Raw genomic sequence first — 23202 nt, 5'->3', positions numbered from 1 at the left:
CGCGATCGGGAGGCAGCACCATGAGCGAGCTGAGCGAGCACACTCCGTCCCAGGCCGAGGGCGACCGGGACGACGACGAGTGGACCACCCCCGAGGTCCCGCACTCCACCCCGTCCCAGGCGGAGGGCGAACGCGACCCGTCGGACGCCCCCGCCGCGTCCGACGGCGACACCGAGGAGCGGTGAGCCCGGGGCCCCGCCGCCTCAGGCCCGTACGTCCCGCTGCTCCCCGTCCTTCAGGACGGCCGCGACAGTGCCGAAGTCGTTGTCCACATGGAGCGCGGTATGGCCGTGGTGGACCGCGGTGGCGCACACCAGGAGACCGACGGCCCCTGCGGAGCGATGCTGCCCACGCCGGGTGAGCTTGTACTGGGCTGTGTCCACCCAGCGCCACGCGTTCTTCGGCACCGGCGAGAGCCGGCACAGCGCGTCCAGTCCTTCGGCGAGTTCGTCGCGGTGCGCCGGGCTGGTGGCCGAGTAGAGGAACTCAGCCCTCGTAGGTTCACAGACATGGAAAACTCCGGCGGCGATATGTCCTTCCCAGGGCAGGACCGCCCCCGGAGTACGGAACAGATGCCACAGGGCCGAGGCGTCGAGCAGGTACGTGATCACTCGAAGGCAGCCCGCCGCGCACGCTTGACCGCGTCATGCGCAGCCGCCGCGGCCTCGAATTCGCCGCGCTCACCGCGAGCGGCCAGCCGCTCGGCCGCCTCAAGCCGTTTAGCACGTGCCACGTAGTCCCGGAGGGCTTCGTTGACCGTGTCCTCCTTCGTGGTGGATCCCATGAGACGCATCGCCTCGGCGAGTGCGTCGTCATCCAGGTCAATCTGCGTGACAGACATCCGCCACCACCTCCATACGCCATGTGTGCCAACAAGACACATCACCAACGTGCAGCAGGCGGAGAACGGACTGCCGGCGAGTGCCGGACCCGCCCACCACGCTCTCCCTTGATCCGGAACTCGCAGGCAGAGCCCGGCGGGAGTGGAACTCCGAGGGAAGCGCTACCCGGCCTCCTCCAGCTCGGACAGCCGAGCCAGAATCCGCTGTGACAGCTCCGCAGTCGTCAGCCGGTACGGCGTCCAGCGGTCCTTGGAGTCCGGCTTCAGGGAGGCGGCGAACCGGTACTTCCCCTTGCCGTTGGGCTCGCTCACCATCTCGCCGAACACGCCGCTCGGTACCAGCCAGGCGGTCATGATCGCCGTGCGCTCGACGTCCACCGCCACGAAGAGCATGTCCAGGTCCTCGCGAGGCCGGAACGTCTGCGACCGCACATCGGCCAGGTACTGGCCCTTCCGGACGACCGACGTCGTGGACATGCGCGACTTCACCTGCACGGCCAGGGTCACCGAACTCCCCCGCCGGTGGAAGACCAGGTCCACCCCCGCGTCGTCGGCCTGGGACGTCGAGACGTTCAACTCGCCCTGGGTGGCGAGGACGCAGGAGGCCGCGACCAGGTACTCGGCCGCCTTGCCCATCTGAGCAGCCGACGGGCTCTTGTCGAGGTAGTCCTCGTCTTCGGTCATGACGGGAAGGTACCGGACCGGACGGACAGGACCCGGCGCCCCTTCGACGGGTTCGGCGGGGTGCCGCAGCCTCCCGCGGCGCGACAACCACCGGCGAGGGGCGGGCACTTCACGGAGGTCTCCTTGCGGGGTGCGGCCCGAAGCGGAGTCCGGGGTCGCACGGGTCACGGTCCGCGGGGCGGCTGCGGCACTCCGCGGAGAGGAGCCGATCGTCACCACTGCGGGCAGGGCCCGTTCGTGGCCGGAGAGGAGCGGCCGAACACCTCTTCGCAGCGAGGGGCGGAGGTGGACCCGGAGGACCCCGAGGGGATGCCACTCGCCCCTTGGTGACGGAGCGGGCGTCTCCCGTGGTGCGGTGAGTGGGGCGGGTGGGACTCGAACCCACGGCCGACGGATTATGAGTCCGCTGCTCTAACCGGCTGAGCTACCGCCCCATAACGGCGTGTCGCGTACATGTGTGCGCGCCGTCTGCCGCAGCATAGCCGCTCATACGATCTCCTGCTCCGGCTGGTCGGCTGCGTGCGGTCTTCGTGACCATGGAGACTTCGCCGAGCCTCGCACGGTTCCCCCGAACATGAAAAAGGACCCCCACGGGGTCCTCGTTCATCATGCTCCCCCGACTGGACTCGAACCAGTAACCTGCCGGTTAACAGCCGGCTGCTCTGCCAATTGAGCTACGGAGGACCGAGCTCCCCCGACTGGACTCGAACCAGTAACCTGCCGGTTAACAGCCGGCTGCTCTGCCAATTGAGCTACGGAGGAATGACTCGTTGCATCGAACGTGGCCACCTGGGTATTCGCCAGGGGGCGCTCGCTCGCTGCGACACATACATTAGCGCAAGCAGGGGGGTGCTCCGCCAATCGGTACTCCCCGGCGCTGTCGCCGGAACAACGGGAAGGGTGGCCGCCATGCGTTACCGGCTCACGTTCGTCGCCGGAGTCGTCCTGGGTTACGTGCTGGGCACGAAAGCCGGGCGCGAGCGCTACGAGCAGATGAAGAGGTCCGCGCAGCAGTTCACGCGGAACCCCGCCGTGCGCAACACCGCGGAGAGCGCGGCGCAGCAGGGCCGCGACTTCGCGGACAAGGCGTACCACGCGGTCAGCGACAAGGTCGGCGACCGCATGCCCGACTCGGTCGCCCAGCGGGTCCGCACCCTCCGCGAGCGCACGGCCCACGGCCCGGCGGAGGACGACTGGGGTACGAGCAACACCTGACAGCACCTCTGGAACCCGGGGTGACCGCCACACCCCCAGGGGCGCGGGGCCGTGTCGATATGCGGCTCCGCCGCGTGGGCGCGAGCGACCACGGACGACCCGCACCCGCGACGCGACAGGAACCCCAACGGCGCCCACCGCCCACGCAAGCGCCGCGGTACGGCAAAATCGCCGTATGGGGATAGTCGCCGGACTGGACAGCGCGCCAGACTTCACTCGCATCGTCGTCTGTGACACGGACACCGGATCCGTGCTCAAGCAGGGGTACGCCCGGCATCCGGTACAGGGCACCGACGGCGGCGGCCGTCCCTCCGACGTCGACCCGCAGGCCTGGCTGCTGTCCCTCGGCGAGGCCGCGGGCGGCGGCCTGCTGGAGGGCGTGCAGGCCATCGGCGTCTCCGCGCAGCAGAACGCGCTGGTGCCGCTGGACGCGCAGGGCAACACCGTGCGGCCGGCGATGACCGGCGGGGACAAGCGGGCGCAGGTCGCGGCGGCGGACCTCATCGACGCGTTCGGCGGGCGTGAGGCGTGGGCGCAGGCCGTGGGCTGTGTGCCGGGGGCCGCCCAGCCGGTGACCAAGCTGCGCTGGATGGCCCGCAGCGAACCGGAGAACGCGGCGCGCACCGCCGTACTGCTGCAGGCGCACGACTGGCTGGTGTGGCAGCTCCTCGGCCGTCCGGTGCGGCGCACCACCGACCGGGGCGGGGCCTCCGGCACCGGGTACTGGGCGGCGGCCACCGGCGGTTACCGGTCCGATCTGGTGGAGCTGGCGCTCGGGCACCAGGCGATGCTGCCCGAGGTGATCGGTCCGGCGGAGGCGGCCGGTACGACACCGGAGGGACTGCTGATCTCCGCCGGTACGGGCGAGACGATGGCGGCGGCGTTCGGGCTCGGCATCGGGCTGGGCGACGCGGTGGTGTCGCTGGGCGCGTCCGGGTCCGTGATGGCCGTGCACCCCGAGGCGCTCGTCGACCAGCACGGGATGATCACCTCTTTGGCGGACGCGACCGGCATGCACCTGCCCGTCGTCACCACCCTGAACGCCGTGCGCGCCCTGCGCGGGACCGCCGAACTGCTCGGGCTGCCCGACCTGGAGAGCCTGTCCGACCTGGCGATGAAGTCGACGCCGGGGTCGCACGGGCTGGTGCTGCTGCCGTACCTGGAGGGCGAGCGCACCCCGAACCTGCCGCACACCGCCGGGACGCTGGCGGGGCTGCGGCGCGAGTCGATGAAGCCGGAGCATCTGGCGCGGGCCGCGTTCGAGGGGATGCTGTGCGGGCTCGCGGACGCGCTGGACGTGCTGCGCGGCCGGGGCGTGGAGGTGCGGCGGGTCTTCCTGCTGGGCCAGGCCGCGGAGTTGCCGGCCGTGCAGTCGGCGGCGCCCGCGCTGTTCGGGGCGCAGGTGGTCGTGCCGCAGCCCGCGGACTACGCGGCGATCGGCGCGGCCCGGCAGGCGGCGTGGGCGCTCGGGGTGTCGCAGGGCGCCCTCGATCCGCGCACCCCGCCCGTGTGGCAGGGCGCGGTGGCACAGGTGCTGGATCCCGGGGAGGACCTGGCGGTGGGACAGGCGGTGCGCCAGCAGTACGTGTCGGTGCGCGAGCAGACGCACCCGGGGGCGTTCCGCGCGTAGCACGGGCCGGTGGATTAATTCGGTTGAGGTAACGCGGGTGGAGTGTTCGACGATAGGGGCCACGGGCAACCAACGCCCCCGCCGACCACTCCGAGAGATTCAGCGTGCTCATACGACTCCTGCGGACCCATCTCCAGCCCTACAAGAGACCCATCGTCCTGCTGGTGCTGCTGCAGTTCCTGCAGACCTGCGCCTCGCTCTACCTGCCCACGCTCAACGCGGACATCATCGACCAGGGCGTCGTCGAGGGTGACAGCGGTTACATCCTGAGCTACGGCGCCCTGATGATCGGCATCTCGCTGGTTCAGGTCGTGTGCAACATCGGTGCCGTGTACTACGGCGCCCGGACCGCGTCGGCGCTGGGACGGGACGTGCGCGCCGCCGTGTTCGACCGGGTGCAGTCGTTCTCCGCGCGTGAGGTGGGTCACTTCGGCGCGCCCTCGCTGATCACCCGTACGACGAACGACGTCCAGCAGGTACAGATGCTGGCCCTGATGACGTTCACCCTGATGGTGTCGGCGCCCATCATGTGTGTGGGCGGCATCGTGATGGCGCTCGGCCTGGACGTCCCGCTGTCCGGGGTGCTGGTCGCGGTGGTGCCGGTGCTGGGCATCTGCGTGACGCTGATCGTGCGACGGCTGCGTCCGCTGTTCCGGACCATGCAGGAGCGGCTCGACACGGTGAACCGGGTGCTGCGCGAGCAGATCACCGGCAACCGGGTGATCCGCGCCTTCGTGCGGGACGAGTACGAGCAGGAGCGGTTCCGGAGGTCCAACACCGATCTGACCGACATGTCGCTGCGCACGGGCAACCTGCTGGCGCTGATGTTCCCGGTGGTCATGACGGTGGTGAACCTGTCGTCGATCGCGGTGGTGTGGTTCGGCGCGCACCGCATCGACAGCGGCGGGATGCAGATCGGCGACCTGACCGCGTTCCTCGCCTATCTGATGCAGATCGTCATGTCCGTGATGATGGCCACCTTCATGTTCATGATGGTGCCGCGCGCCGAGGTGTGCGCCGAGCGCATCCACGAGGTGCTGGACACCTCCTCCAGCGTGGTGCCGCCCGTCACTCCCGTCACCGAGCTGCGCCGGCACGGGCATCTGGAGATCCGGGGCGCGGGCTTCCGCTACCCGGGTGCCGAGGAGCCGGTGCTGAGGGCGGTCGACCTGGTGGCGCGGCCCGGTGAGGTCACGGCCGTGATCGGTTCCACCGGCAGCGGCAAGTCCACCCTCCTCGGTCTGGTCCCCCGGCTGTTCGACGCGACCGACGGGGAAGTGCTGGTGGACGGCGTGCCCGTGGCGGACGTCGAGCCGGCGCTGCTGGCGAGGACGGTCGGACTCGTGCCGCAGAAGCCGTACCTCTTCGCGGGCACGGTGGCGACGAACCTGCGCTACGGCAATCCGGACGCCACCGACGAGGAGCTGTGGCACGCGCTGGAGGTGGCGCAGGGCAAGGACTTCGTGGAGCGTCTCGAGGGCGGCCTCGACGCGCCGATCGCCCAGGGCGGGACGAACGTCTCCGGTGGTCAGCGCCAGCGCCTCGCGATCGCCCGGACGCTGGTGCAGCGCCCGGAGATCTACCTCTTCGACGACTCCTTCTCCGCGCTCGACTACGCCACCGACGCGGCCCTGCGGGCCGCTCTCGGACGGGAGACGGCCGAGGCGACCGTGGTGATCGTCGCCCAGCGGGTGGCGACCATCCGGGACGCCGACCGGATCGTGGTCCTGGACGAGGGCCGGGTCGTCGGCACCGGCCGGCACCACGAGCTGATGGCGGACAACGAGACCTACCGGGAGATCGTGCTCTCCCAGCTGACGGAAGCGGAGGCCGCCTGATGGCCGGGCCCGGAGGACGGATGATGGCCGGGGGCGGCCCCGACCAGCGCTCGATCGACTTCAAGGGGTCGAGCAAACGGCTGATCGCCCGGTTCGGACCGGAACGCCTGACGATCTACGGGCTGCTGGCCTGTGTCGTACTGAGCGTCGGGCTCAGCGTGATCGGGCCGAAGATCCTCGGCAGGGCGACCGACCTGGTCTTCGCGGGCATCGTCGGACGCGACATGCCGGAGGGCGCCACCAAGGAACAGGTGCTCGACTCGATGCGGGAGCGGGGCGAGGGCGACGTCGCCGACATGCTCCGCAGCACCGACTTCACCCCCGGCGAGGGCATCGACTTCACGACGGTCGGCAACGTCCTGCTGTTCGCGCTGGCGGTGTTCCTGGTCGCCGGTCTGCTGATGGCGGTCGCCACCCGGCTGGTGAACCGGGCGGTCAACCACACCATGTTCCGGATGCGCGAGGACGTGCAGACGAAGCTGTCGCGGCTGCCGCTGTCGTACTTCGACAAGCGGCAGCGCGGTGAGGTGCTGAGCCGCGCCACCAACGACATCGACAACATCGGGCAGACGCTCCAGCAGTCGATGGGGCAGCTGATCAACTCGCTGCTCACCATCATCGGCGTGCTCGCGATGATGTTCTACGTCTCGTGGATCCTGGCGCTGGTCGCGCTGGTGACGGTGCCGCTGTCGTTCGTCGTCGCCACGCGCGTCGGCAAGCGGTCGCAGCCGCACTTCGTGCAGCAGTGGCGGACCACCGGCACCCTCAACGCGCACGTCGAGGAGATGTACACCGGGCACGCCCTGGTGAAGGTGTTCGGGCGGCAGGAGGAGTCGGCGAAGAAGTTCGCCGAGGAGAACGAGGCGCTGTACGAGGCCGGGTTCAAGGCGCAGTTCAACAGCGGCGTCATGCAGCCGCTGATGTTCTTCGTCTCGAACATCAACTACGTGCTGGTGGCGGTCGTCGGCGGCCTGCGGGTCGCGTCGGGCACGCTGTCCATCGGTGACGTGCAGGCGTTCATCCAGTACTCGCGGCAGTTCTCGATGCCGCTGACGCAGGTCGCCTCGATGGCGAACCTGGTGCAGTCGGGTGTCGCCTCGGCGGAGCGGGTCTTCGAACTGCTGGACGCCGAGGAGCAGGAGGCGGACGCCTCACCGGCCGAGAAGCCGGCCGAGCTGCGCGGGCGGGTGGCGCTGGAGCACGTGTCGTTCCGGTACGACCCCGAGAAGCCGCTGATCGAGGACCTGTCCCTGAAGGTCGAGCCGGGGCACACGGTCGCCATCGTCGGCCCGACGGGCGCCGGCAAGACGACCCTCGTGAACCTGCTGATGCGGTTCTACGAGGTGTCCGGCGGGCGGATCACGCTCGACGGGGTGGACATCGCGAGGATGTCCCGGGACGAACTGCGCGCCGGGATCGGCATGGTGCTCCAGGACACCTGGCTGTTCGGCGGCACCATCGCGGAGAACATCGCGTACGGTTCCGCGCGCGAGGTCACCCGGGAGGAGATCGAGGAGGCGGCGCGGGCCGCGCACGCCGACCGGTTCGTCCGGACGCTGCCCGACGGGTACGACACGGTGATCGACGACGAGGGCGGCGGGGTGAGCGCGGGTGAGAAGCAGCTCATCACGATCGCCCGGGCGTTCCTGTCGGACCCGGTGATCCTCGTCCTGGACGAGGCGACGAGTTCCGTGGACACCCGTACGGAGGTGCTGATCCAGAAGGCGATGGCGCAACTGGCGCACGGGCGTACGTCGTTCGTGATCGCTCACCGGTTGTCCACGATCCGGGACGCGGACACGATCCTGGTGATGGAGAACGGCTCGATCGTCGAACAGGGCGCGCACGAGAAGCTGCTGGCGGCGGACGGGGCGTACGCCCGCCTCTACAAGGCGCAGTTCGCGGAGGCGGTGGCGGAGGTCGACTGAGTTTCCCTCGCCACCGCCGCCCCTTCCCGTCCCATCCCGGGGGCGCTGCCCCCGGACCCTCGCTCCTCAAACGCCGGAGAGGCTGGATTTCAGCCTCTCCGGCGTTTGAGGAGCGGGGTCTGGGGCGGAGCCCCGGGTTCGGGACGGGAAGGGGCGGCGGGGGCGAAAAACTCAGTCCAGATACCCGCGCAACTGATCCGCGAAGGCGTGATCGCGGAGCTTGTTCAGCGTCTTGGACTCGATCTGCCGTATCCGCTCACGGGTCACACCGAAGAGGCGGCCTATCTCCTCCAGAGTGCGCGGACGCCCGTCGACGAGGCCGTAGCGGAGCTGGACGACCTTGCGCTCGCGTTCGCCGAGGGTGGAGAGGACCGCCTCCAGGTGCTCCCTGAGCAGCAGGAACGCGGCCGACTCGACCGGGCTCGCCGCGTCGCCGTCCTCGATGAGGTCACCGAGCGCCACGTCCTCCTCCTCGCCCACCGGCGCATGGAGGGAGACCGGCTCCTGCGCGAGCCGCAACACCTCCCCCACCCGCTCGGCCGGCAGGTCGAGATGCGCGGCGACCTCGCCCGGCGTCGGCTCGTACCCGCGCTCCTGCAGCATCCGCCGCTGCACCCGCACCACCCGGTTGATGAGCTCCACCACGTGCACGGGCACGCGAATGGTCCGGGCCTGGTCGGCCAGCGCACGCGACATGGCCTGGCGGATCCACCACGTGGCGTACGTGGAGAACTTGTACCCCCGCGCGTAGTCGAACTTCTCCACCGCCCGGATCAGCCCGAGGTTCCCCTCCTGGACCAGGTCGAGCATGGTCAGCCCCCGGCCCACGTACCGCTTGGCGACGGACACGACGAGCCGCAGGTTCGCCTCGATCAGCCGCCGCTTGGCCATCCGGCCCATGACGACGAGCCGGTCCAGGTCGACGGCGAGCCGGCTGTCCAGATCGGGGGCCAGCCGCAGTTTCTCCTCGGCGAACAGCCCCGCCTCGACACGGCGGGCGAGTTCGACCTCCTCGGCGGCGGTCAGCAACGGGATGCGCCCGATCTCGCGCAGGTACTGCCGGAACAGGTCCGAGGAGGGGCCCCCGGTCTCGGCGCGGACGGGCGCGGCCGGCTCCTCGACGGGCGCGGCCGGCTCCTCGACGGACGGGGCCGGCTCCTCGACGGGCGCGGCCGGCTCGGGCGGTGTCCCGGGATGGTGCGCGACGCGGCTCCGCGCGGGCACGGCGACGAGGACGCCGGCGTCGGGCTGGGTGAGGATCTGGGTCTGGGTCTGCACGGGGGCGACCTCCAGGATGATCGCTGCCAGGGGGTGGGGCAGCGGTACTTCGGGAACGGAGCCGGCGGCCTCGCCGCTGTCCGTCCCGTACGCGATGAGCACAACCGCGGATGTCCGGGACCCGTCGGTGACGGATCGGCCGCGCTCCGAGGACTCAGGCACCGGGACCAGTGTGGGGTACGACACATCGTCCCCACGAGGGGCGTGCGATGACTTTTTGCGTCCGGTCGGTGACCGGCCGGTTACCCGGGGCCTTCCCCGGCCGCCCTCACAGCGCGGTCGCGCCGTGCTCCCGCAGGGCCTGGTCGTACTGCTGGAGGACCCACAACTCGTTCTGCACGGCTGCCAGTTCGCCCGGGTCGCCGTGGGTGCTGAGGCGGGTGAGGCGGCTGGTGATGTCACGGATGCGGCGCTCGACCGCGCGGCGGCGGACGGTGACGAGCTGGGCGCCCGCGTAGGTCTCGTCGACCCCCTTGACGCCCCGGTGCAGCATGATCGCCTCGACGGCGAGTTCGGTGACCATGGCGCGGACGGTGTCGTCGGGGGCGGCCTCGCGGACCCGGATCAGGTACTCCTGCGGGTCCTGCACGCCGTGCTCCGCGCCGCCCGCGTCCAGGATCGCCTGGCGTACGGCCGCGTAGGGCGGGGCGGTGAACTCGTCCACGCCGTACGCGTCGAAGGCCGGGGAGACCAGCTCCGGGCGCTGGAGGGCGAGCTTGAGCAGTTCGCGTTCGGTGGCGAAGACCGGGTTGCGGAGGTTGAGGGCGGGACCGCGCGGGGCGGCCTGGGCCGGGGCGTACTGCTGGGGCCCACCGCCGCCCCCGCGCTGTCGCTGGTCCGGTGCCGGGCCCTTGCCGCCGCGTTCGCGGGCCCAGCGGGCGAGCTGGGCGACCCGCTTGACGACGAACTGGGTGTCGAGGATGCCGAGCATCCCGGCGAGCTGGACGGCGACCTCGTGCTGGGCGCCGCTGTTCTTGATCCGGGCGACGATCGGCGCGGCCTCGTCGAGGGCGGCTGCGCGGCCGGCCGGGGTGTCCAGGTCGTAGCGGACCACGATCTGGCGGAGGGCGAACTCGAAGAGCGGGGTGCGGGGTTCGGCCAGGTCGGCGACGGCCTCGTCGCCCTTGGCGAGGCGCAGGTCGCAGGGGTCCATGCCGTCGGGGGCGATGGCGATGTAGGTCTCGGCGGCGAACTTCTGGTCGTCCTCGAAGGCGCGCAGGGCCGCCTTCTGGCCGGCCGCGTCACCGTCGAAGGTGAAGATCACGCGCGCGCTGCCGTTGTCCATGAGCAGCCGGCGCAGGATCTTGATGTGGTCGCCGCCGAAGGCGGTGCCGCAGGTGGCGACGGCGGTCGTCACCCCGGCGAGGTGGCAGGCCATGACGTCGGTGTAGCCCTCGACGACGACCGCGCGGGACGCCTTCGCGATGTCCTTCTTCGCCAGGTCGATGCCGTAGAGGACCTGGGACTTCTTGTAGATCGCCGTCTCGGGCGTGTTGAGGTACTTCGGGCCGGTGTCCGCCTCGTAGAGCTTGCGGGCGCCGAAGCCGACGACCTCCCCGCCGATGTCGCGGATGGGCCACATCAGCCGGCCGCGGAAGCGGTCGATGGGGCCGCGGCGGCCCTCCTGGGAGAGGCCGGAGAGGATCAGCTCCTTGTCGCTGAAGCCCTTGCCGCGCAGGAAACGGGTGAGGTGGTCCCAGCCCTGCGGGCTGTAGCCGACACCGAAGTGGACGGCGGCGGCCTGGTCGAAGCCGCGGTCGGCGAGGAAGATCCGGCCGGTGTCCGCCTCGGGGGAGGTCGCGAGCTGTTCCGCGTACCACTCGGCGGCGATCTTGTGGGCCTCGACCAGACGGATGCGCTCACCGCGCTGGTGGGTCGGGTTGTACCCGCCCTCCTCGTAACGCAGGGTGATGCCGGCCTGACCGGCGAGGCGCTCGACCGCCTCCGAGAAGGAGAGGTGGTCGACCTTCATCACGAACGTGATGGTGTCGCCGCCCTCCTGACAGCCGAAGCAGTGGAAGAGTCCCTTGCTCGGGCTGACCTGGAAGGACGGCGACTTCTCGTCGTGGAACGGGCAGAGCCCCTTGAGGTTCCCACCGCCCGCGTTCCGCAACTGGAGGTACTCGGACACGACGGCGTCGATCGGGACCGCGTCCCGAACCGCCTTCACGTCCTCGTCATTGATCCGTCCTGCCACGCGTAGATTCTACGGGTGCGCCGTGGCGTCTCCGGGGCGTGGAGCGCCCCGGAGGGGGCCCGGGACTGTGACATACGCGGCTCCACCGCGTGGACGCGACCGGCCGCGACGGTGCCGAGGCCACGACGGACGGAGGAGACCTCCGAGGAGGGCCCCGGTGTCGTACGCGGTCTCCCGGCCGGTCCGGCGTGCCCTCACACCTCCGTCGCGTAGACGTGCTCGTACCAGTCGCTGCCGCCGTCGGCCGGGTCGTGGTCCGGGTCGTGCTCCCACTCGCTCCGGTCCACCTTGAAGTTCGCGCCCGGCATGAGCAGGACCTCCGCCTCGGTGCCCTGGTACTGGTGGAAGGGGTCGATGTCACGGCCGTACTTCCCGGTGAGCGTCAGCTCCAGGAGGATCCGGTGCGTCTTCGTGCCGGAGACCCGCTGGCCACGCATGAAGCCCAGGGCCACGGACTGCTCCCTGCTGGTGCTGTCGAAGGAGCTCGTGAAGACGGAGCCCGGCCGGTAGTTCAGCGCGGCCTGCTTGCCGAGCCGGTAGACCGACTCGTCCCCGCCGAGGTTCCAGTCGCCGCGGAAGACGGTGCCGGTGACGGGAGGCAGCCGGTTCAGCGCCTCCATCGTCATGTCGGCGTGCATCTTGAGCTCCTCGAAGAGCGCGGGGGCGATGACCTCGATCCGCGCGTCGATGACGGCCATCGCCGCCTTCTTGGCCACCGGGTCCGTGCCCCGGGCGGCCGCGAGCTGCGGCCCGATCACCGGATCCTCGTCGAGGGTGGGCACCGGCTCCTGGTTGTGGCTGTTCTGGGCGGCCCAGCTGAGCTGTCCCTTGATCTGCCGCAAGGAGACGGCCTCGGCGCCGGCGGTGGCCACGCCGGCGGTGCCGTACGGCGCGTACCCCCCGGGCAGCAGCCGGCTGCGCACCACCGAGTTGATCATCTGGTGCGCGCCGCCGGTGTACGTCATCAGCGCGGTCGCGTGGGCGGGCTTGAACGTCTTCGCGACGGCCTCGGTGGAGGCGTCGTTGTTGTCCGCCTTCCACTGGGCGATGCGCGCCGTGGGCGCGGTGTCGCCCGCCACGAACTCGTCGTACTTGTCCGGTACCTCGCCCGCCGCGGCCTGGCCGGGTTCCATGAAGCCGCTCGTCGCGGGGTCCTCCGTACGCGGCTTGTTGGCCTCGGCGAGGTACATCAGCTCGTGCGGGAACTGTCCGTCGACGCAGACGTGCTGCCGCAGCTCCTCCTCCGTGAAGGGCGCGATGTTCTGGTACATCAGCGCCGCGCCCCTGCCCGCCCGGGCCGCGGACTCGCCCGGCCCCTTGACCCCGGCCGCCCAGGAACCGCGCAGGATCTCGTAGAGCGAGTGGTCCCAGGACGGCAGCATCCAGCCCATCACGGCCATCCGGTAGTCGAAGACGTCCACCCCGGGCACGTTGATCCACTGGAAGGTCTTGAGCATCCGGGTCGTGGTGCCGGACATGCCGGCGACGGTCGGGATGCCGCGCGCGGCGTTCTGCTTCGGCCAGGACTCGTTCTGCTGGATCTCCCAGTAGGCGGTGCCCTCGTCCCAGGGCAGCTTGTCGTCCGGGCCGGGTTTGCCGGCGAACGCCAGCTCGCGCGCGCTGAGCGGGGCGCCCCGGTCCGCGTAGTCGCGGGGGGTCTTGCGGTTGGCCTCCTTGTCGGCCTGGCTCCGCGGCTTGCGCGGCCCCTGGCTGTTGATCATCTCGCGGGTGTCACCGGCGAAGGCCTCCGGGGTCGACTGCCACAGCAGGTTGCCCAGCGCGTACGGGTCCTTCTCGTAGTTGTAGCCCTTGCCCACGAGGTTCGCCACGGCCCACATGGGCGGCCGGGACCAGCTGTTGAGGAACGCGGAGTGTTTCTTCAGCTCCTCCTCGTTCATGCCGAGGGTCGAGGCGAGCTGTGGCTTGGGCCCGATGACGCCTTCGAGGACGTGCTTGAGCGAGAGTTCCGCCCCCTTGTTGTAGTAGGCGGCGTTGTAGACGGCCGTGATCAGCTCCCGGACGTTGCCGTCCCGGGAGAAGAAGTCCTTGATCTGTTCGGTGGCCATCCCCTCGCCCACCTGCCCGGCGCTCGTCCTGTCGTTCTTGAAGAACGACTTGTTGGCGAGTGCCGGGTCCTTGTGCTCCGCGTGGGCGTAGGCGATGAGCAGCTGCTTGAGCCGGTTCACGGTCCCGCGCGCCGCGGCGAGCGCCTTCGGATGCCCGAAGGAGTACGCGCCCAGCCGCTTCTCGAACTCCTCGGCCGCCGCCTGCCAGTCCGTCTTCGCGTAGTACTGGGCGTGGTCGAAGGGCGCCTCGCCGCCGCCGGCGCGCTGTACGGCGGTCTCCCCGCCGGAGTGGGCGGTCTCCCCGCCGGAGTGGGCGGGAGCGGCCGCCGGAGTGGGCGGTCTCCCCGCCGGAGTGGGCGGGAGCGGCCGCCGGAGTGGGCGGTCTCCCCGCCGGAGTGGGCGGGAGCGGCCGCCGTCCGCTGCACGGGCGCCGCCCCGGTGGGCACGGGGCCCGCCAGGACACGACGGGCGTTCTCCTCCGCCGCGCGTTCGAAGCGGTCGGAGGGGTCCGAGACGCTGAGCCCCGAGCCGTTGTCGGTACCCGCGACCGGTCCCTGACGCTGCTGGATGACGTGCGTCAGCTCATGGGCCAGGGTGTGCCGGTCCGCACCGCCGGTCCCGATGACGACATGGCTGCCGGAGGTGTAGGCGCGGGCCCCCACCTCGGCTGCCGAGCGCTGGGCGGCCGCTCCGGTGTGCAGCCGTACGTCGGAGAAGTCGGCGCCCAGCCGCGCCTCCATCTCCGTGCGGACCGCCCCGTCCAGCGGCCGTCCGGCGGTACGCAGCACGTCCGGCACGGACGAACGCTGCACCGGCGCGGACTCGTCGTGGCCGCAGGAGGGTCCGTGCGCGTGGCGCTGCACGGGAGTGGGGTCGTCGTGACCGCAGGAGGGTCCGTGCGGGTGAGGCCCGGCCCGCCGCTGCCGTTCCAGCGCCTGGACGACGGCGGCGTTGCCGGCCGCGCGCTGCAACGCCAGCAGCCGCCTCGCGGCCGCCGGTCCGGCGGCATCGGTCGAGCGCGCGACAGCAGGCGCGGTCCGGGCGGGACGGGCGGCGGTGTCCTGCTGATCCTGTAGACGCATACTCCGATCATCGGCCATCCCGCCCCGGGACATCCAGGCCCTCCGCTCTCCAATTCGCTTGTCCGCTGCGGAAATTGCACCGCACCGGACCCCCGCGAACCCGCCGGCCGGATCGTGGAGCCGTACCGGAGCGCCAGGGGGTGCCGTTCGGGTCTTGCCGGGGTCGCGGGCCCTGGCACCGCTCACTGAGCCGGCCTGATCCGAACGCCCCCCTAGGCCCCGACGCTCTCCAGCGGCACGTGCGGATCCGCCAGCGTCTCCGTGTCCACCCGCGCACCGGAGCGGATCAGCCTCTGGATCGGCTCCGTGACGTCCCACACGTTCACGTTCATCCCGGCGAGCACGCGCCCTTCCTTCACCCAGAACGCGACGAACTCCCGCTTCCCCGCGTCCCCGCGGATCACCACCTGGTCGTACGACCCCGGCGGCGCCCACCCGGAGTACTCCATCCCCAGGTCGTACTGATCGGTGAAGAAGTAGGGGACGCGGTCGTAGACCTCCTCCCGGCCCAGCATGGAGCGGGCCGCCGCCGGCCCGCCGTTGAGCGCGTTGGCCCAGTGCTCCACCCGCAGCCGCGTGCCGAAGAGGCCGTGCGGGAAGGACGCGACGTCACCGGCCGCGTAGATGTCCGGGTCGGAGGTGCGCAGCCGTTCGTCGACGCGGACGCCGCCGCCGTCCGCGCGGTCGGCGAGCTCCAGTCCCGCCGCCTCCGCGAGGGCCGTGCGGGGAGCCGCGCCGATCGCCGCGAGGACGGCGTGCGCGGGGTGCTCCTCGCCGTCGTCGGTGCGGGCGGCGAGGACCATGCCGTCCTGGCCGGTGATCTCGGTGAGCGTGGCACCGAAGTGGAAGCGGACGCCGTGCTCCCGGTGCAGCTCGGCGAAGAGCTGGCCGAGCTCGGGGCCGAGGACCGAGTGCAGCGGGGTCTCGCCGCGGTGGACGACGGTGACCTCCGCGCCGTACCCGCGGGCCGCCGCCGCGATCTCCAGGCCGATCCAGCCGGCGCCGGCGATCACCAGATGGCCGTTGTCGCGGCCGAGGGAGGCCAGGACGCCCTTGAGACGTTCGGCGTGGGCGAGGCGGCGCAGATGGTGGACGCCGACGAGGTCCGTGCCGGGGATGTCCAGGCGACGGGGTTCGGCGCCGGTGGCGAGCAGCAGTTTGTCGTAGCGGACGACGGTGCCGTCCTCGCCGAAGCGGACGGTCCTCGCGGCGCGGTCGACGGCGTCGACGGTCTGGCCGAGGTGCAGCTCGACGTCGTGGCGCGCGTACCAGGCGGGCTCGTGGACGAAGACGCTGTCGCGTTCGTCCTTGCCGAGGAGGTAGCCCTTGGAGAGGGGCGGACGCTCGTAGGGGTGGTCGCGTTCGTCGCAGATCAGTATCACGCGGCCGGTGAAGCCCTCCGCTCTCAGCGTCTCGGCCGCCTTCGCGCCGGCCAGGCCGCCTCCGACGATGACGAATGTCTGATCCGCGTCGACCACGTGATGCCTCCTCGTAACGGTGTAGCCACCTGTGAGCGTCCCGCACTCAGCATGATGCCGTAAGGGGGAGCGACCCGATCAGGCCGTACGGCTCATGCCTGCCCCGTGAGCCGGGCGTGAAGCGAGCGGGCCGAGGCGTCGGTGAGCGACGCGATCTGGTCGACGATCACGCGCTTGCGGGCGCGGTCGTCCGGGGCCCGCTCGAACAGGGTGCGGAACTGGGGGTCCAGGCCGTAGGGGGCGCGGGAGGTGAGCGCCTCGGCCAGTTCGAGGACGACGATCCGCTGGTCGGCGCGGAGCAGCTCCTGTTCGGCGCGCTGCATGACGTACCGGTCGGCGACCGCCTTGAGGACCGCGCACTCCATACGGGTGCTGCGCGGTACGACCAGTTCGGCACCGTATCTGGTGAGGTACCCGGTGCCGAAGGCCTGCCGGGTGGCGCCTTCGGCGGCGAGGCAGAAGCGGCCGATGAGCTGGCTGGTGGCGTCCTTGAGGCGGGCCTGGGCGACGGCGGTGCCGTCGTAGCCGTGCGGCCACCACTCCTGGTCGAGGAGGCGGTCGAGGGCCTCCGCGAGTTCGGCGGGGTCGGTGCCGGTGGGGACGTACCGGCCGACGGCGACGGCGAAGACGGCTTCCCGCTCCGGATCGGAGTGCAGGCAGTTCGGGTCGATGTGGCCGGCGTGCAGGCCGTCCTCCACGTCGTGCACCGAGTAGGCCACGTCGTCGGACCAGTCCATGACCTGGGCCTCGAAGCAGGTGCGGGTGCCGGGGGCGTCCTCGCGGAGCCAGTCGAAGACGGGACGGTCGTCGTCGTAGACGCCGAACTTCGGGGAGGCCGGGTCGGTGGGGTGGGCGCCGCGGGGCCAGGGGTACTTGGTGGCGGCGTCGAGGGCGGCGCGGGTGAGGTTGAGGCCGACGGAGCCTTCGGGGGTGAAGCGTTTGGGTTCGATGCGGGTGAGGAGCCGGAGCGACTGGGCGTTGCCCTCGAAGCCGCCGCAGTCCTCGGCGAACTCGTTCAGCGCCTGTTCGCCGTTGTGGCCGAAGGGCGGGTGCCCGAGGTCGTGGGAGAGGCAGGCGGCCTCGACGAGGTCGGGGTCGCAGCCGAGGGCGGCGCCGAGTTCGCGGCCGACCTGGGCGCATTCGAGGGAGTGGGTGAGGCGGGTGCGGGGGCTGGCGTCCCAGACCTGGCTGCGTTCGCCGGGGGTGACGACCTGCGTTTTTCCCGCGAGGCGGCGGAGGGCTGCGGAGTGCAGGACGCGGGCGCGGTCGCGTTGGAAGGCGGTGCGGCCGGGGCGTTTGTCGGGTTCGGGGGCCCAGCGGGCGACTGACGTCGGGTCGTATGCGGGGGGTGGTGCGGCGCCTTCCATGCCCCGACAGTACGGGGCGGGTGTGACAACCGGGGGGTTTCCCGCCCTCCGGGGGCCGCGTCCGTGCCGTTCCGGGGCTCGGACGAGGCGGCGCACCGTCACACTCGCTGTTCACCGGTGCCGGCGGCACCCGCACGGCCCGCTACGCGCCGCCCCCGGTGGCTGCGCCCCCCGGGCCCCTCTTCCTCGCGCGGTTCCCCGCGCCCCTTCAGACGGCCGGCGCCAGCTCCATGGGCGTGGTGGACGGAGTGCGCAGAGCCTGGTCGTAGCGGTGGAGGAGGAGGTGGGCCATCGCGGGGTGGGTGGCCAGGGGGGCGGAGGCGATTCCCGGCGCCGCCGCCGCGCATTCCGTGGCGAAGCGGCCGGGGGCCGTGAAGTAGGAGGCCACGGCGACGCGGTGGCGGCCCCTGGCGGCCAGGGCGCGGACGGCTCCGGGGACCGTGGGGGACGCGGCGGAGGCGTAGGCGGGGACGACGGGGACGCCGAGGCGTTCGGCGAGCAGTCGCGCGGTGCGGTTCGTGTCGATGCCCGATTCGGGGTCGCGGGAGCCCGCGGCGGCGAGCACGATGCCGCTCGCGCGGCGGGTCGCCTCGTCCGCCGGGGTGCGCCAGCCGGCCTCGGTGAGGCGGGCGTGCAGGGCGTCCACGAGCAGGGGGTGCGGACCGAGCGGTGCGGCCACGCGCGTGTGCAGTCGTGCCCCGGCGGCCATCTCGGGGATGTCCCGCTTGACGTGGTAGCCCCGGCTGAGCAGCAGCGGTACCAGCACGGCGGCCCCGGTGCCGTGCGCGTCCAGTTCGGCGAGGGTGTCGGGGAGCAGGGGCGCGTTCAGCTCGATGTGGCCCAGGTGCACGGGCAGGCCCGGCCGCAGTGCGCGGACGCGGTCCAGGAGCTGCCGTACGGTGCTCAGCGCGCGCGGGTCGCGGCTGCCGTGGGCCACGACGACGAGGGCGGGAGGGTTCGTGGTGTACGTCGTCATGCACCGATGGTGGACGCGGCACGTTGCCTTCCCGTTGCGCGGGCGTGACGGGTGTTTTCCCGCGGTTCACGATGTGGACGGCGGCGGGTGTGAGGCCGCTCGGCCCGCGGGTTCGCGCCGGCCGTGAAGCCGGTCACAGTGCGTGACGTGAACCGGAAGGCTCGGCGGGGCGTCTCTCACGGTCGAGGACCGACCGGGGAGGGCCCGTCCGATGTGCCGTTTCAGAGTCCGCCGCCCGCGTCTGCCGCGTACCCGTACGGGGCGGCGGCGGCTGGTGCGGGGGGTGGTGGCGGTGTGCGTGCTGGCGCTGCTGCCTGCGGCCTGGCTGCGCCTGACGACGGAGGACCGGCTGCGCACCACCGCCGACGTGCCGCGCACCGACGTCGCCGTGGTCTTCGGCGCGGGTCTGTGGGACGGGGAGCCGTCGCCGTATCTCGCGCACCGGCTGGACGCGGCGGCGGAGCTGTACCGCGCGGGACGGATCGAGGTGGTCCTGGTCACCGGCGACAACAGCCGCGAGGAGTACGACGAGCCGGACGCGATGCGCGCCTACCTCACCCGGCACGGCGTCCCCGACGCGCGGATCGTCAGCGACTACGCGGGCTTCGACACCTGGGACTCCTGTGTCCGCGCGAAGAAGATCTTCGGCGTGGACCGCGCGGTGCTGATCAGCCAGGGCTTCCACATCCGCCGCGCGGTGGCCCTGTGCCGGACGGCCGGCGTCACCTCGTACGGCATCGGCGTGGACGACCGCCACGACGTCACCTGGTACTACGGGGGCGTCAGGGAGATCTTCGCGGCGGGCAAGGCGGCCCTGGACGTCACCTTCCGCCCGGACCCGCACTTCCTCGGGCCGAGGGAGCCGGGGGTGGAGCGGGCGCTCGAGGAGGCGTCCGCGCGGAGCGTCGGATGAACCCCTCACCGTGGGGCGCGGCCGGCGGGGAGGCCGCCGTACCCGGGGTGTAACAGCGGCCGGTGCGGTGTGTAACACCGGGGGCTCAGCCTGGGCGGTATGCGAGACACCGTGACGCCCACGCACTGCCCCTACTGCGCCCTGCAGTGCGGGATGAATCTGACGCCGGCCCCCGACGGGAGAGCCGTCGAGGTGAGTGAGCGTACGGACTTCCCGGTGAACCGGGGGGCGCTGTGCGGGAAGGGGCGCACGGCGCCCGCCGTGCTGTCGTCGAGCGTGCGGCTGACCTCGCCGCTGGTGCGGTCCGAGGGGGGCGCGCTGGTGCCGGCCTCCTGGGAGGAGGCGCTGGCGCGGGTCGCCGAGGGGCTCGGGCGGACGCGTGCGGAGTACGGGGCGGACTCGGTCGGGGTGTTCGGCGGGGGCGGGCTGACCAACGAGAAGGCGTACTCGCTCGGGAAGTTCGCGCGGGTGGTGCTGGGGACCTCCCAGATCGACTACAACGGGCGGTTCTGCATGTCGTCGGCCGCGGCGGCGGGCGGCAAGGCGTTCGGTCTCGACCGCGGGCTGCCGTTTCCGCTGGAGGACATTCCGCGGACCGGGTGCGTGATCCTGGTCGGGTCGAACCCGGCGGAGACCATGCCGCCGTCGCTGCGGTACTTCACCGAACTGAGGGAGAACGGCGGCACGCTGATCGTCGTCGACCCGCGCCGTACGAAGACCGCCGAGCAGGCCGATCTGCACCTGGCGCCGCGTCCCGGCACCGATCTCGCGCTGGCGCTGGGGCTGCTGCACCTGATCGTCGCCGAGGGGCGCACCGACGAGGCGTACATCCGGGAGCGCACCAGCGGCTGGGAGGAGACCCGGGCCGCCGCGATGGCGCACTGGCCGGAGTACGTGGAGCGCATCACCGGCGTGCCCGTTCCCGAACTGCGGGAGACCGTACGGATGTTCTGCGAGCCGGAGGCCGCGATGGTGCTCACCGCGCGCGGGCCCGAGCAGCAGTCCAAGGGCACGGACACGGTGGGCGCGTGGATCAACCTGTGCCTGGCGACGGGGCGGGCGGGCCGGCCGCTGTCCGGGTACGGGTGCCTGACCGGGCAGGGCAACGGTCAGGGCGGGCGCGAACACGGCCAGAAGGCCGACCAGTTGCCCGGTTACCGCAAGCTGACGGATCCGGCGGCGCGGGCGCACGTCGCCGAGGTGTGGGGCGTGGACCCCGACTCGCTGCCGGGGCCGGGGCGCAGCGCGTACGAGCTGCTCGACGCGCTCGGCACGGACATCCGCTCGCTGCTGCTGATGGGCTCCAACCCGGTGGTGTCGGCACCGCGCGCCGCGCACGTCGAGGAGCGGATCCGCTCGCTGGACTTCCTGGCGGTGTGCGACGTGGTGCTGTCGGAGACGGCCGCGCTCGCCGATGTCGTCCTGCCGGTGACGCAGTGGGCGGAGGAGACGGGGACGACGACGAACCTGGAGGGGCGGGTACTGCTGCGGCGGCGTGCGATCGCGCCACCGGAGGGCGTCCGCAGCGACCTGGAGGTCATGCACGAGCTGGCCGCGCGGCTGGGCGGGGAGAGGAACCTGGAGAAGGGCTTCCCGACCGACCCCGAGGAGGTCTTCGAGGAACTGCGCCGGGCCAGCGCGGGCGGGCCCGCGGACTACTCCGGGATCACCTACAGGAGGCTGGCGGAGGAGAACGGCGTCTTCTGGCCGTGCCCGGCGGACGAGGGCCCGGAAGACGGTGCCCACCCCGGCACCCCCCGCCTCTTCCACGACCGGTTCGCCACCGAGGACGGGCGGGCGCGGTTCGCGCCGGTGTCGCACCGGGCGGTCGCCGAGGAGCCCGATGACGAGTATCCCGTGCTGCTGACCACCGGGCGGGTCGTGGCGCAGTACCAGTCCGGTGCCCAGACCCGCCGCGTCGACGAGCTGAACGCCGCCGCGCCCGGCCCGTTCGTGGAGCTGCACCCCCGGCTCGCGGAGCGGCTCGGCGCGGCCGAGGGCGAGCCGGTGGCCGTGGTGTCCCGGCGGGGGCGGGCGGTGGCGCCGGCCAGGATCACGACCGCGATCCGGCCGGACACGGTGTTCATGCCGTTCCACTGGGCCGGTGAGGGCCGCGCCAACACCCTCACCAACCCCGCCCTCGACCCGGTCTCCCGGATGCCCGAGTTCAAGGCGTGCGCGGTACGCCTCGAGGCGGTGGAGGCCGGCCGGCCCGCGCCTTCCTCGCCGTAGCGGCCACGGGTGCGCGCGGGGTGAGAATCGTTCCGCAAGGTTCCGCCGACCGTCCGCGCGGGTGAACGTGATCCTCCCCTTCTTCGTCTACGGCACCCTCCGCCCCGGCGGGACCAACCACGACCTCTTCCTGCGCGGCCGCACCCTGCGCGAGGAACCCGGCCGGCTCCGGGGCGCGGTGCTGTACGAGGGGCCCGGATATCCGTACGCCGTCGAGGAGCCGGGCTCCGTGGTGAACGGGGAGCTGGTGACCGCGCTGCCGGAGGCGTACGCGGGGCTGCTCACCGAGCTGGACCGGCTGGAGGAGTACGTGCCGGGCGATCCGCGCAACCTCTACGAGCGGGTGGCGCGGGACGTCGTCCGGGCCGGCGACGGCACGGCGGTACGGGCCTGGGTGTACGTCGCCGCGCCCGCCGTCGCCGCCCGGCTGCGGGTACGGGGGGAGATCGTCGAGGGCGGGGAGTGGCGGGGGTGACGGCCGGACGGCGCCCCCAGCGGCCGAGGGGCCGCGCGGACGCCCCGTGAACGCCTCACGGGCGTCGCGTCCGGGCCTCGCGGACGCGCCGGTCACCCGTTCACCCCCGTGTGCCGCACCCTTCGGGCACTTCACCGCGACCGGATCGGCGCGGCGCCGGTGACCTGCTGAAACGCCACAAAGGACGGCGGCCGTCCGGGTGCGCCTGACACCCGTTCAGCCCGCCTCCTGACGCCCCCTCAAGAAGCGGTACGGCCTCGGTGGCACTTACCTCGAAGGGGCAGGGACGCGTCCGACGGCGGCACATGGGGGTGCCGCGGGCCGTGGCCCCGCCGTGAACCCGAGGGAGCATCGATGCGACGTACCGCCCGGCTGCTGACCGGCCTGACCGGCACCGCGCTCGCCGTGGCCACCGCGGGGCTGCTCGTCACGCCCGCGTACGCCGGGGAGAGCGCCGGCACGTCGACGGGAAGCCTGGAGGTGTACCCGTCCTCGGTCGCGCCGGGATCCCACGTCACGGTGAACACCGCGGCGTGCGGCGACGGAGGGACGGCGGCGGGCGACGCCACCGCCGTGGGCGCCGGCCGGTTCACGCTGGCGCCGAGCGCGCACGAACGGGACGCGATCGGACAGTTCCAGGTGCCGCCGAGCGCGCAGCCGGGGACGTACGAGATCGTCGCCACGTGTGACGGGAGCGACCGGCGGGTGGCCGGTGACCTGGTGGTCACGCTGACGCCCGACGCGCGGCAGGTGGTTCCCCGGGGGAGTGTGAAGACGGGGGTCGGGGGCGCGCTGGGCCCCGACCCCGTACAGACCGCGGCCGGTGTGACGGCTCTCGCCGTCGCCGCCGCGGGCGGTACCTGGCTCCTGCATCGCCGGGCGAGAGGCGATGACATCTGACGGGCACCCTCCGCCGCCCGTCCCCGCCGGTACCGCACGTCCCCTCCCCCTCCGGGTCCGACGCCCCTCGCGGCCCGGAGGGGGCACGGGGACCGATTCGAG

At 72.1% G+C, this 23202-nt stretch carries 18 protein-coding genes, 3 tRNA genes and 1 pseudogene; 9 read left to right on the top strand and 13 right to left on the bottom strand.

The genetic code is table 11. The features are described 5' to 3' along the window. The first annotated feature begins 20 nt into the window (after positions 1-20). Positions 21-185, top strand: a complete 165-nt coding sequence (locus ACIA6T_RS05050) for a hypothetical protein (RefSeq protein WP_399445152.1) — start codon at positions 21-23, stop codon at positions 183-185. Between the two features lie 18 nt (positions 186-203). On the opposite strand, the gene ACIA6T_RS05045 is transcribed toward ACIA6T_RS05050, so the two are convergent. From ACIA6T_RS05045 to ACIA6T_RS05020, 6 genes are all read right to left on the bottom strand, one after another. After that, complete coding sequence (locus tag ACIA6T_RS05045) at positions 204-611, bottom strand: PIN domain nuclease (protein WP_399445151.1); 408 nt, start codon at positions 609-611, stop codon at positions 204-206. After that, positions 608-841: a type II toxin-antitoxin system VapB family antitoxin gene (locus ACIA6T_RS05040; protein ID WP_399445150.1), complete on the bottom strand. Its 234-nt coding sequence runs from the start codon at positions 839-841 to the stop codon at positions 608-610. The genes ACIA6T_RS05045 and ACIA6T_RS05040 overlap by 4 nt, the downstream gene beginning before the upstream one ends. 162 nt (positions 842-1003) lie before the next feature. Next, positions 1004-1525: a hypothetical protein gene (locus ACIA6T_RS05035; RefSeq protein WP_399445149.1), complete on the bottom strand. Its 522-nt coding sequence runs from the start codon at positions 1523-1525 to the stop codon at positions 1004-1006. A 360-nt stretch (positions 1526-1885) separates the two neighbouring features. Further along, positions 1886-1959, bottom strand: a tRNA-Ile gene (locus ACIA6T_RS05030). A gap of 177 nt (positions 1960-2136) precedes the next feature. Beyond that, positions 2137-2209: transfer RNA gene (locus ACIA6T_RS05025), tRNA-Asn, on the bottom strand. 5 nt (positions 2210-2214) lie between these two features. Beyond that, positions 2215-2287 (bottom strand) — tRNA-Asn (locus ACIA6T_RS05020). Positions 2288-2434: 147 nt separating this feature from the next. Between ACIA6T_RS05020 and ACIA6T_RS05015 the strand changes: the two genes are divergently transcribed. The 4 genes from ACIA6T_RS05015 (at position 2435) to ACIA6T_RS05000 (ending at position 8136) form a co-directional block, all read left to right on the top strand. Then, entirely contained in the window at positions 2435-2740 is a 306-nt protein-coding gene (locus ACIA6T_RS05015) for a YtxH domain-containing protein (protein WP_385054672.1), read from the top strand. A 175-nt stretch (positions 2741-2915) separates the two neighbouring features. Beyond that, a complete protein-coding gene (locus ACIA6T_RS05010) occupies positions 2916-4370 on the top strand; it encodes an FGGY family carbohydrate kinase (protein ID WP_399445148.1) in 1455 nt (484 codons plus the stop codon). A gap of 104 nt (positions 4371-4474) precedes the next feature. Beyond that, positions 4475-6208 carry an ABC transporter ATP-binding protein gene (locus tag ACIA6T_RS05005; protein WP_399445147.1) on the top strand — a complete coding sequence of 578 codons (1734 nt, stop codon included), beginning with the start codon at positions 4475-4477 and terminating at the stop codon, positions 6206-6208. After that, positions 6208-8136: an ABC transporter ATP-binding protein gene (locus ACIA6T_RS05000; protein ID WP_399445146.1), complete on the top strand. Its 1929-nt coding sequence runs from the start codon at positions 6208-6210 to the stop codon at positions 8134-8136. Before ACIA6T_RS05005 ends, ACIA6T_RS05000 begins: the two co-directional genes overlap by 1 nt. Before the next feature lie 171 nt (positions 8137-8307). Here the strand turns inward: ACIA6T_RS05000 and ACIA6T_RS04995 are convergent, their stop codons facing one another. From ACIA6T_RS04995 to ACIA6T_RS04965, 7 genes and pseudogenes are all read right to left on the bottom strand, one after another. Beyond that, positions 8308-9576, bottom strand: a complete 1269-nt coding sequence (locus ACIA6T_RS04995; protein WP_399445144.1) for an RNA polymerase sigma factor — start codon at positions 9574-9576, stop codon at positions 8308-8310. Positions 9577-9682: 106 nt separating this feature from the next. Continuing rightward, positions 9683-11611, bottom strand: a complete 1929-nt coding sequence (gene dnaG, locus ACIA6T_RS04990; RefSeq protein ID WP_399445143.1) for a DNA primase — start codon at positions 11609-11611, stop codon at positions 9683-9685. 194 nt (positions 11612-11805) lie between these two features. Beyond that, positions 11806-13797 carry a hypothetical protein gene (locus ACIA6T_RS04985; RefSeq protein ID WP_399445142.1) on the bottom strand — a complete coding sequence of 664 codons (1992 nt, stop codon included), beginning with the start codon at positions 13795-13797 and terminating at the stop codon, positions 11806-11808. 278 nt (positions 13798-14075) lie between these two features. Beyond that, a pseudogene (locus ACIA6T_RS04980) lies at positions 14076-14759 on the bottom strand (DUF4157 domain-containing protein); the annotation flags it as partial. 212 nt (positions 14760-14971) lie between these two features. Further along, positions 14972-16237 carry an NAD(P)/FAD-dependent oxidoreductase gene (locus tag ACIA6T_RS04975; RefSeq protein WP_399445141.1) on the bottom strand — a complete coding sequence of 422 codons (1266 nt, stop codon included), beginning with the start codon at positions 16235-16237 and terminating at the stop codon, positions 14972-14974. Between the two features lie 92 nt (positions 16238-16329). Beyond that, the gene (locus ACIA6T_RS04970; RefSeq protein WP_399445139.1) at positions 16330-17604 is read right to left on the bottom strand and encodes a deoxyguanosinetriphosphate triphosphohydrolase; all 1275 of its coding nucleotides are present in this window, start codon (positions 17602-17604) and stop codon (positions 16330-16332) included. A gap of 208 nt (positions 17605-17812) precedes the next feature. Further along, the gene (locus tag ACIA6T_RS04965; protein ID WP_399445138.1) at positions 17813-18580 is read right to left on the bottom strand and encodes a sirohydrochlorin chelatase; all 768 of its coding nucleotides are present in this window, start codon (positions 18578-18580) and stop codon (positions 17813-17815) included. A 211-nt stretch (positions 18581-18791) separates the two neighbouring features. Here ACIA6T_RS04965 and ACIA6T_RS04960 point away from each other — a divergent pair, with 211 nt between their 5' ends. From ACIA6T_RS04960 to ACIA6T_RS04945, 4 genes are all read left to right on the top strand, one after another. Further along, positions 18792-19493, top strand: coding sequence for a vancomycin high temperature exclusion protein (locus ACIA6T_RS04960; RefSeq protein WP_399445137.1), 702 nt, complete (start codon positions 18792-18794; stop codon positions 19491-19493). Positions 19494-19592: 99 nt separating this feature from the next. Then, positions 19593-21725 (top strand): molybdopterin oxidoreductase family protein, encoded by a 2133-nt coding sequence (locus ACIA6T_RS04955; protein ID WP_399445136.1) that lies wholly within the window; start codon positions 19593-19595, stop codon positions 21723-21725. 67 nt (positions 21726-21792) lie between these two features. Beyond that, positions 21793-22200, top strand: a complete 408-nt coding sequence (locus ACIA6T_RS04950) for a gamma-glutamylcyclotransferase family protein (RefSeq protein WP_399445310.1) — start codon at positions 21793-21795, stop codon at positions 22198-22200. A gap of 354 nt (positions 22201-22554) precedes the next feature. Beyond that, positions 22555-23100 carry a hypothetical protein gene (locus ACIA6T_RS04945; protein WP_399445135.1) on the top strand — a complete coding sequence of 182 codons (546 nt, stop codon included), beginning with the start codon at positions 22555-22557 and terminating at the stop codon, positions 23098-23100. The last annotated feature ends 102 nt before the right edge of the window (positions 23101-23202 follow it).

The sequence above is a fragment of the Streptomyces sp. NPDC051740 genome, assembly GCF_044453165.1.
Lineage (GTDB): Bacteria > Actinomycetota > Actinomycetes > Streptomycetales > Streptomycetaceae > Streptomyces > Streptomyces atrovirens.
This window is presented reverse-complemented; position numbering and strand designations above follow the sequence as displayed.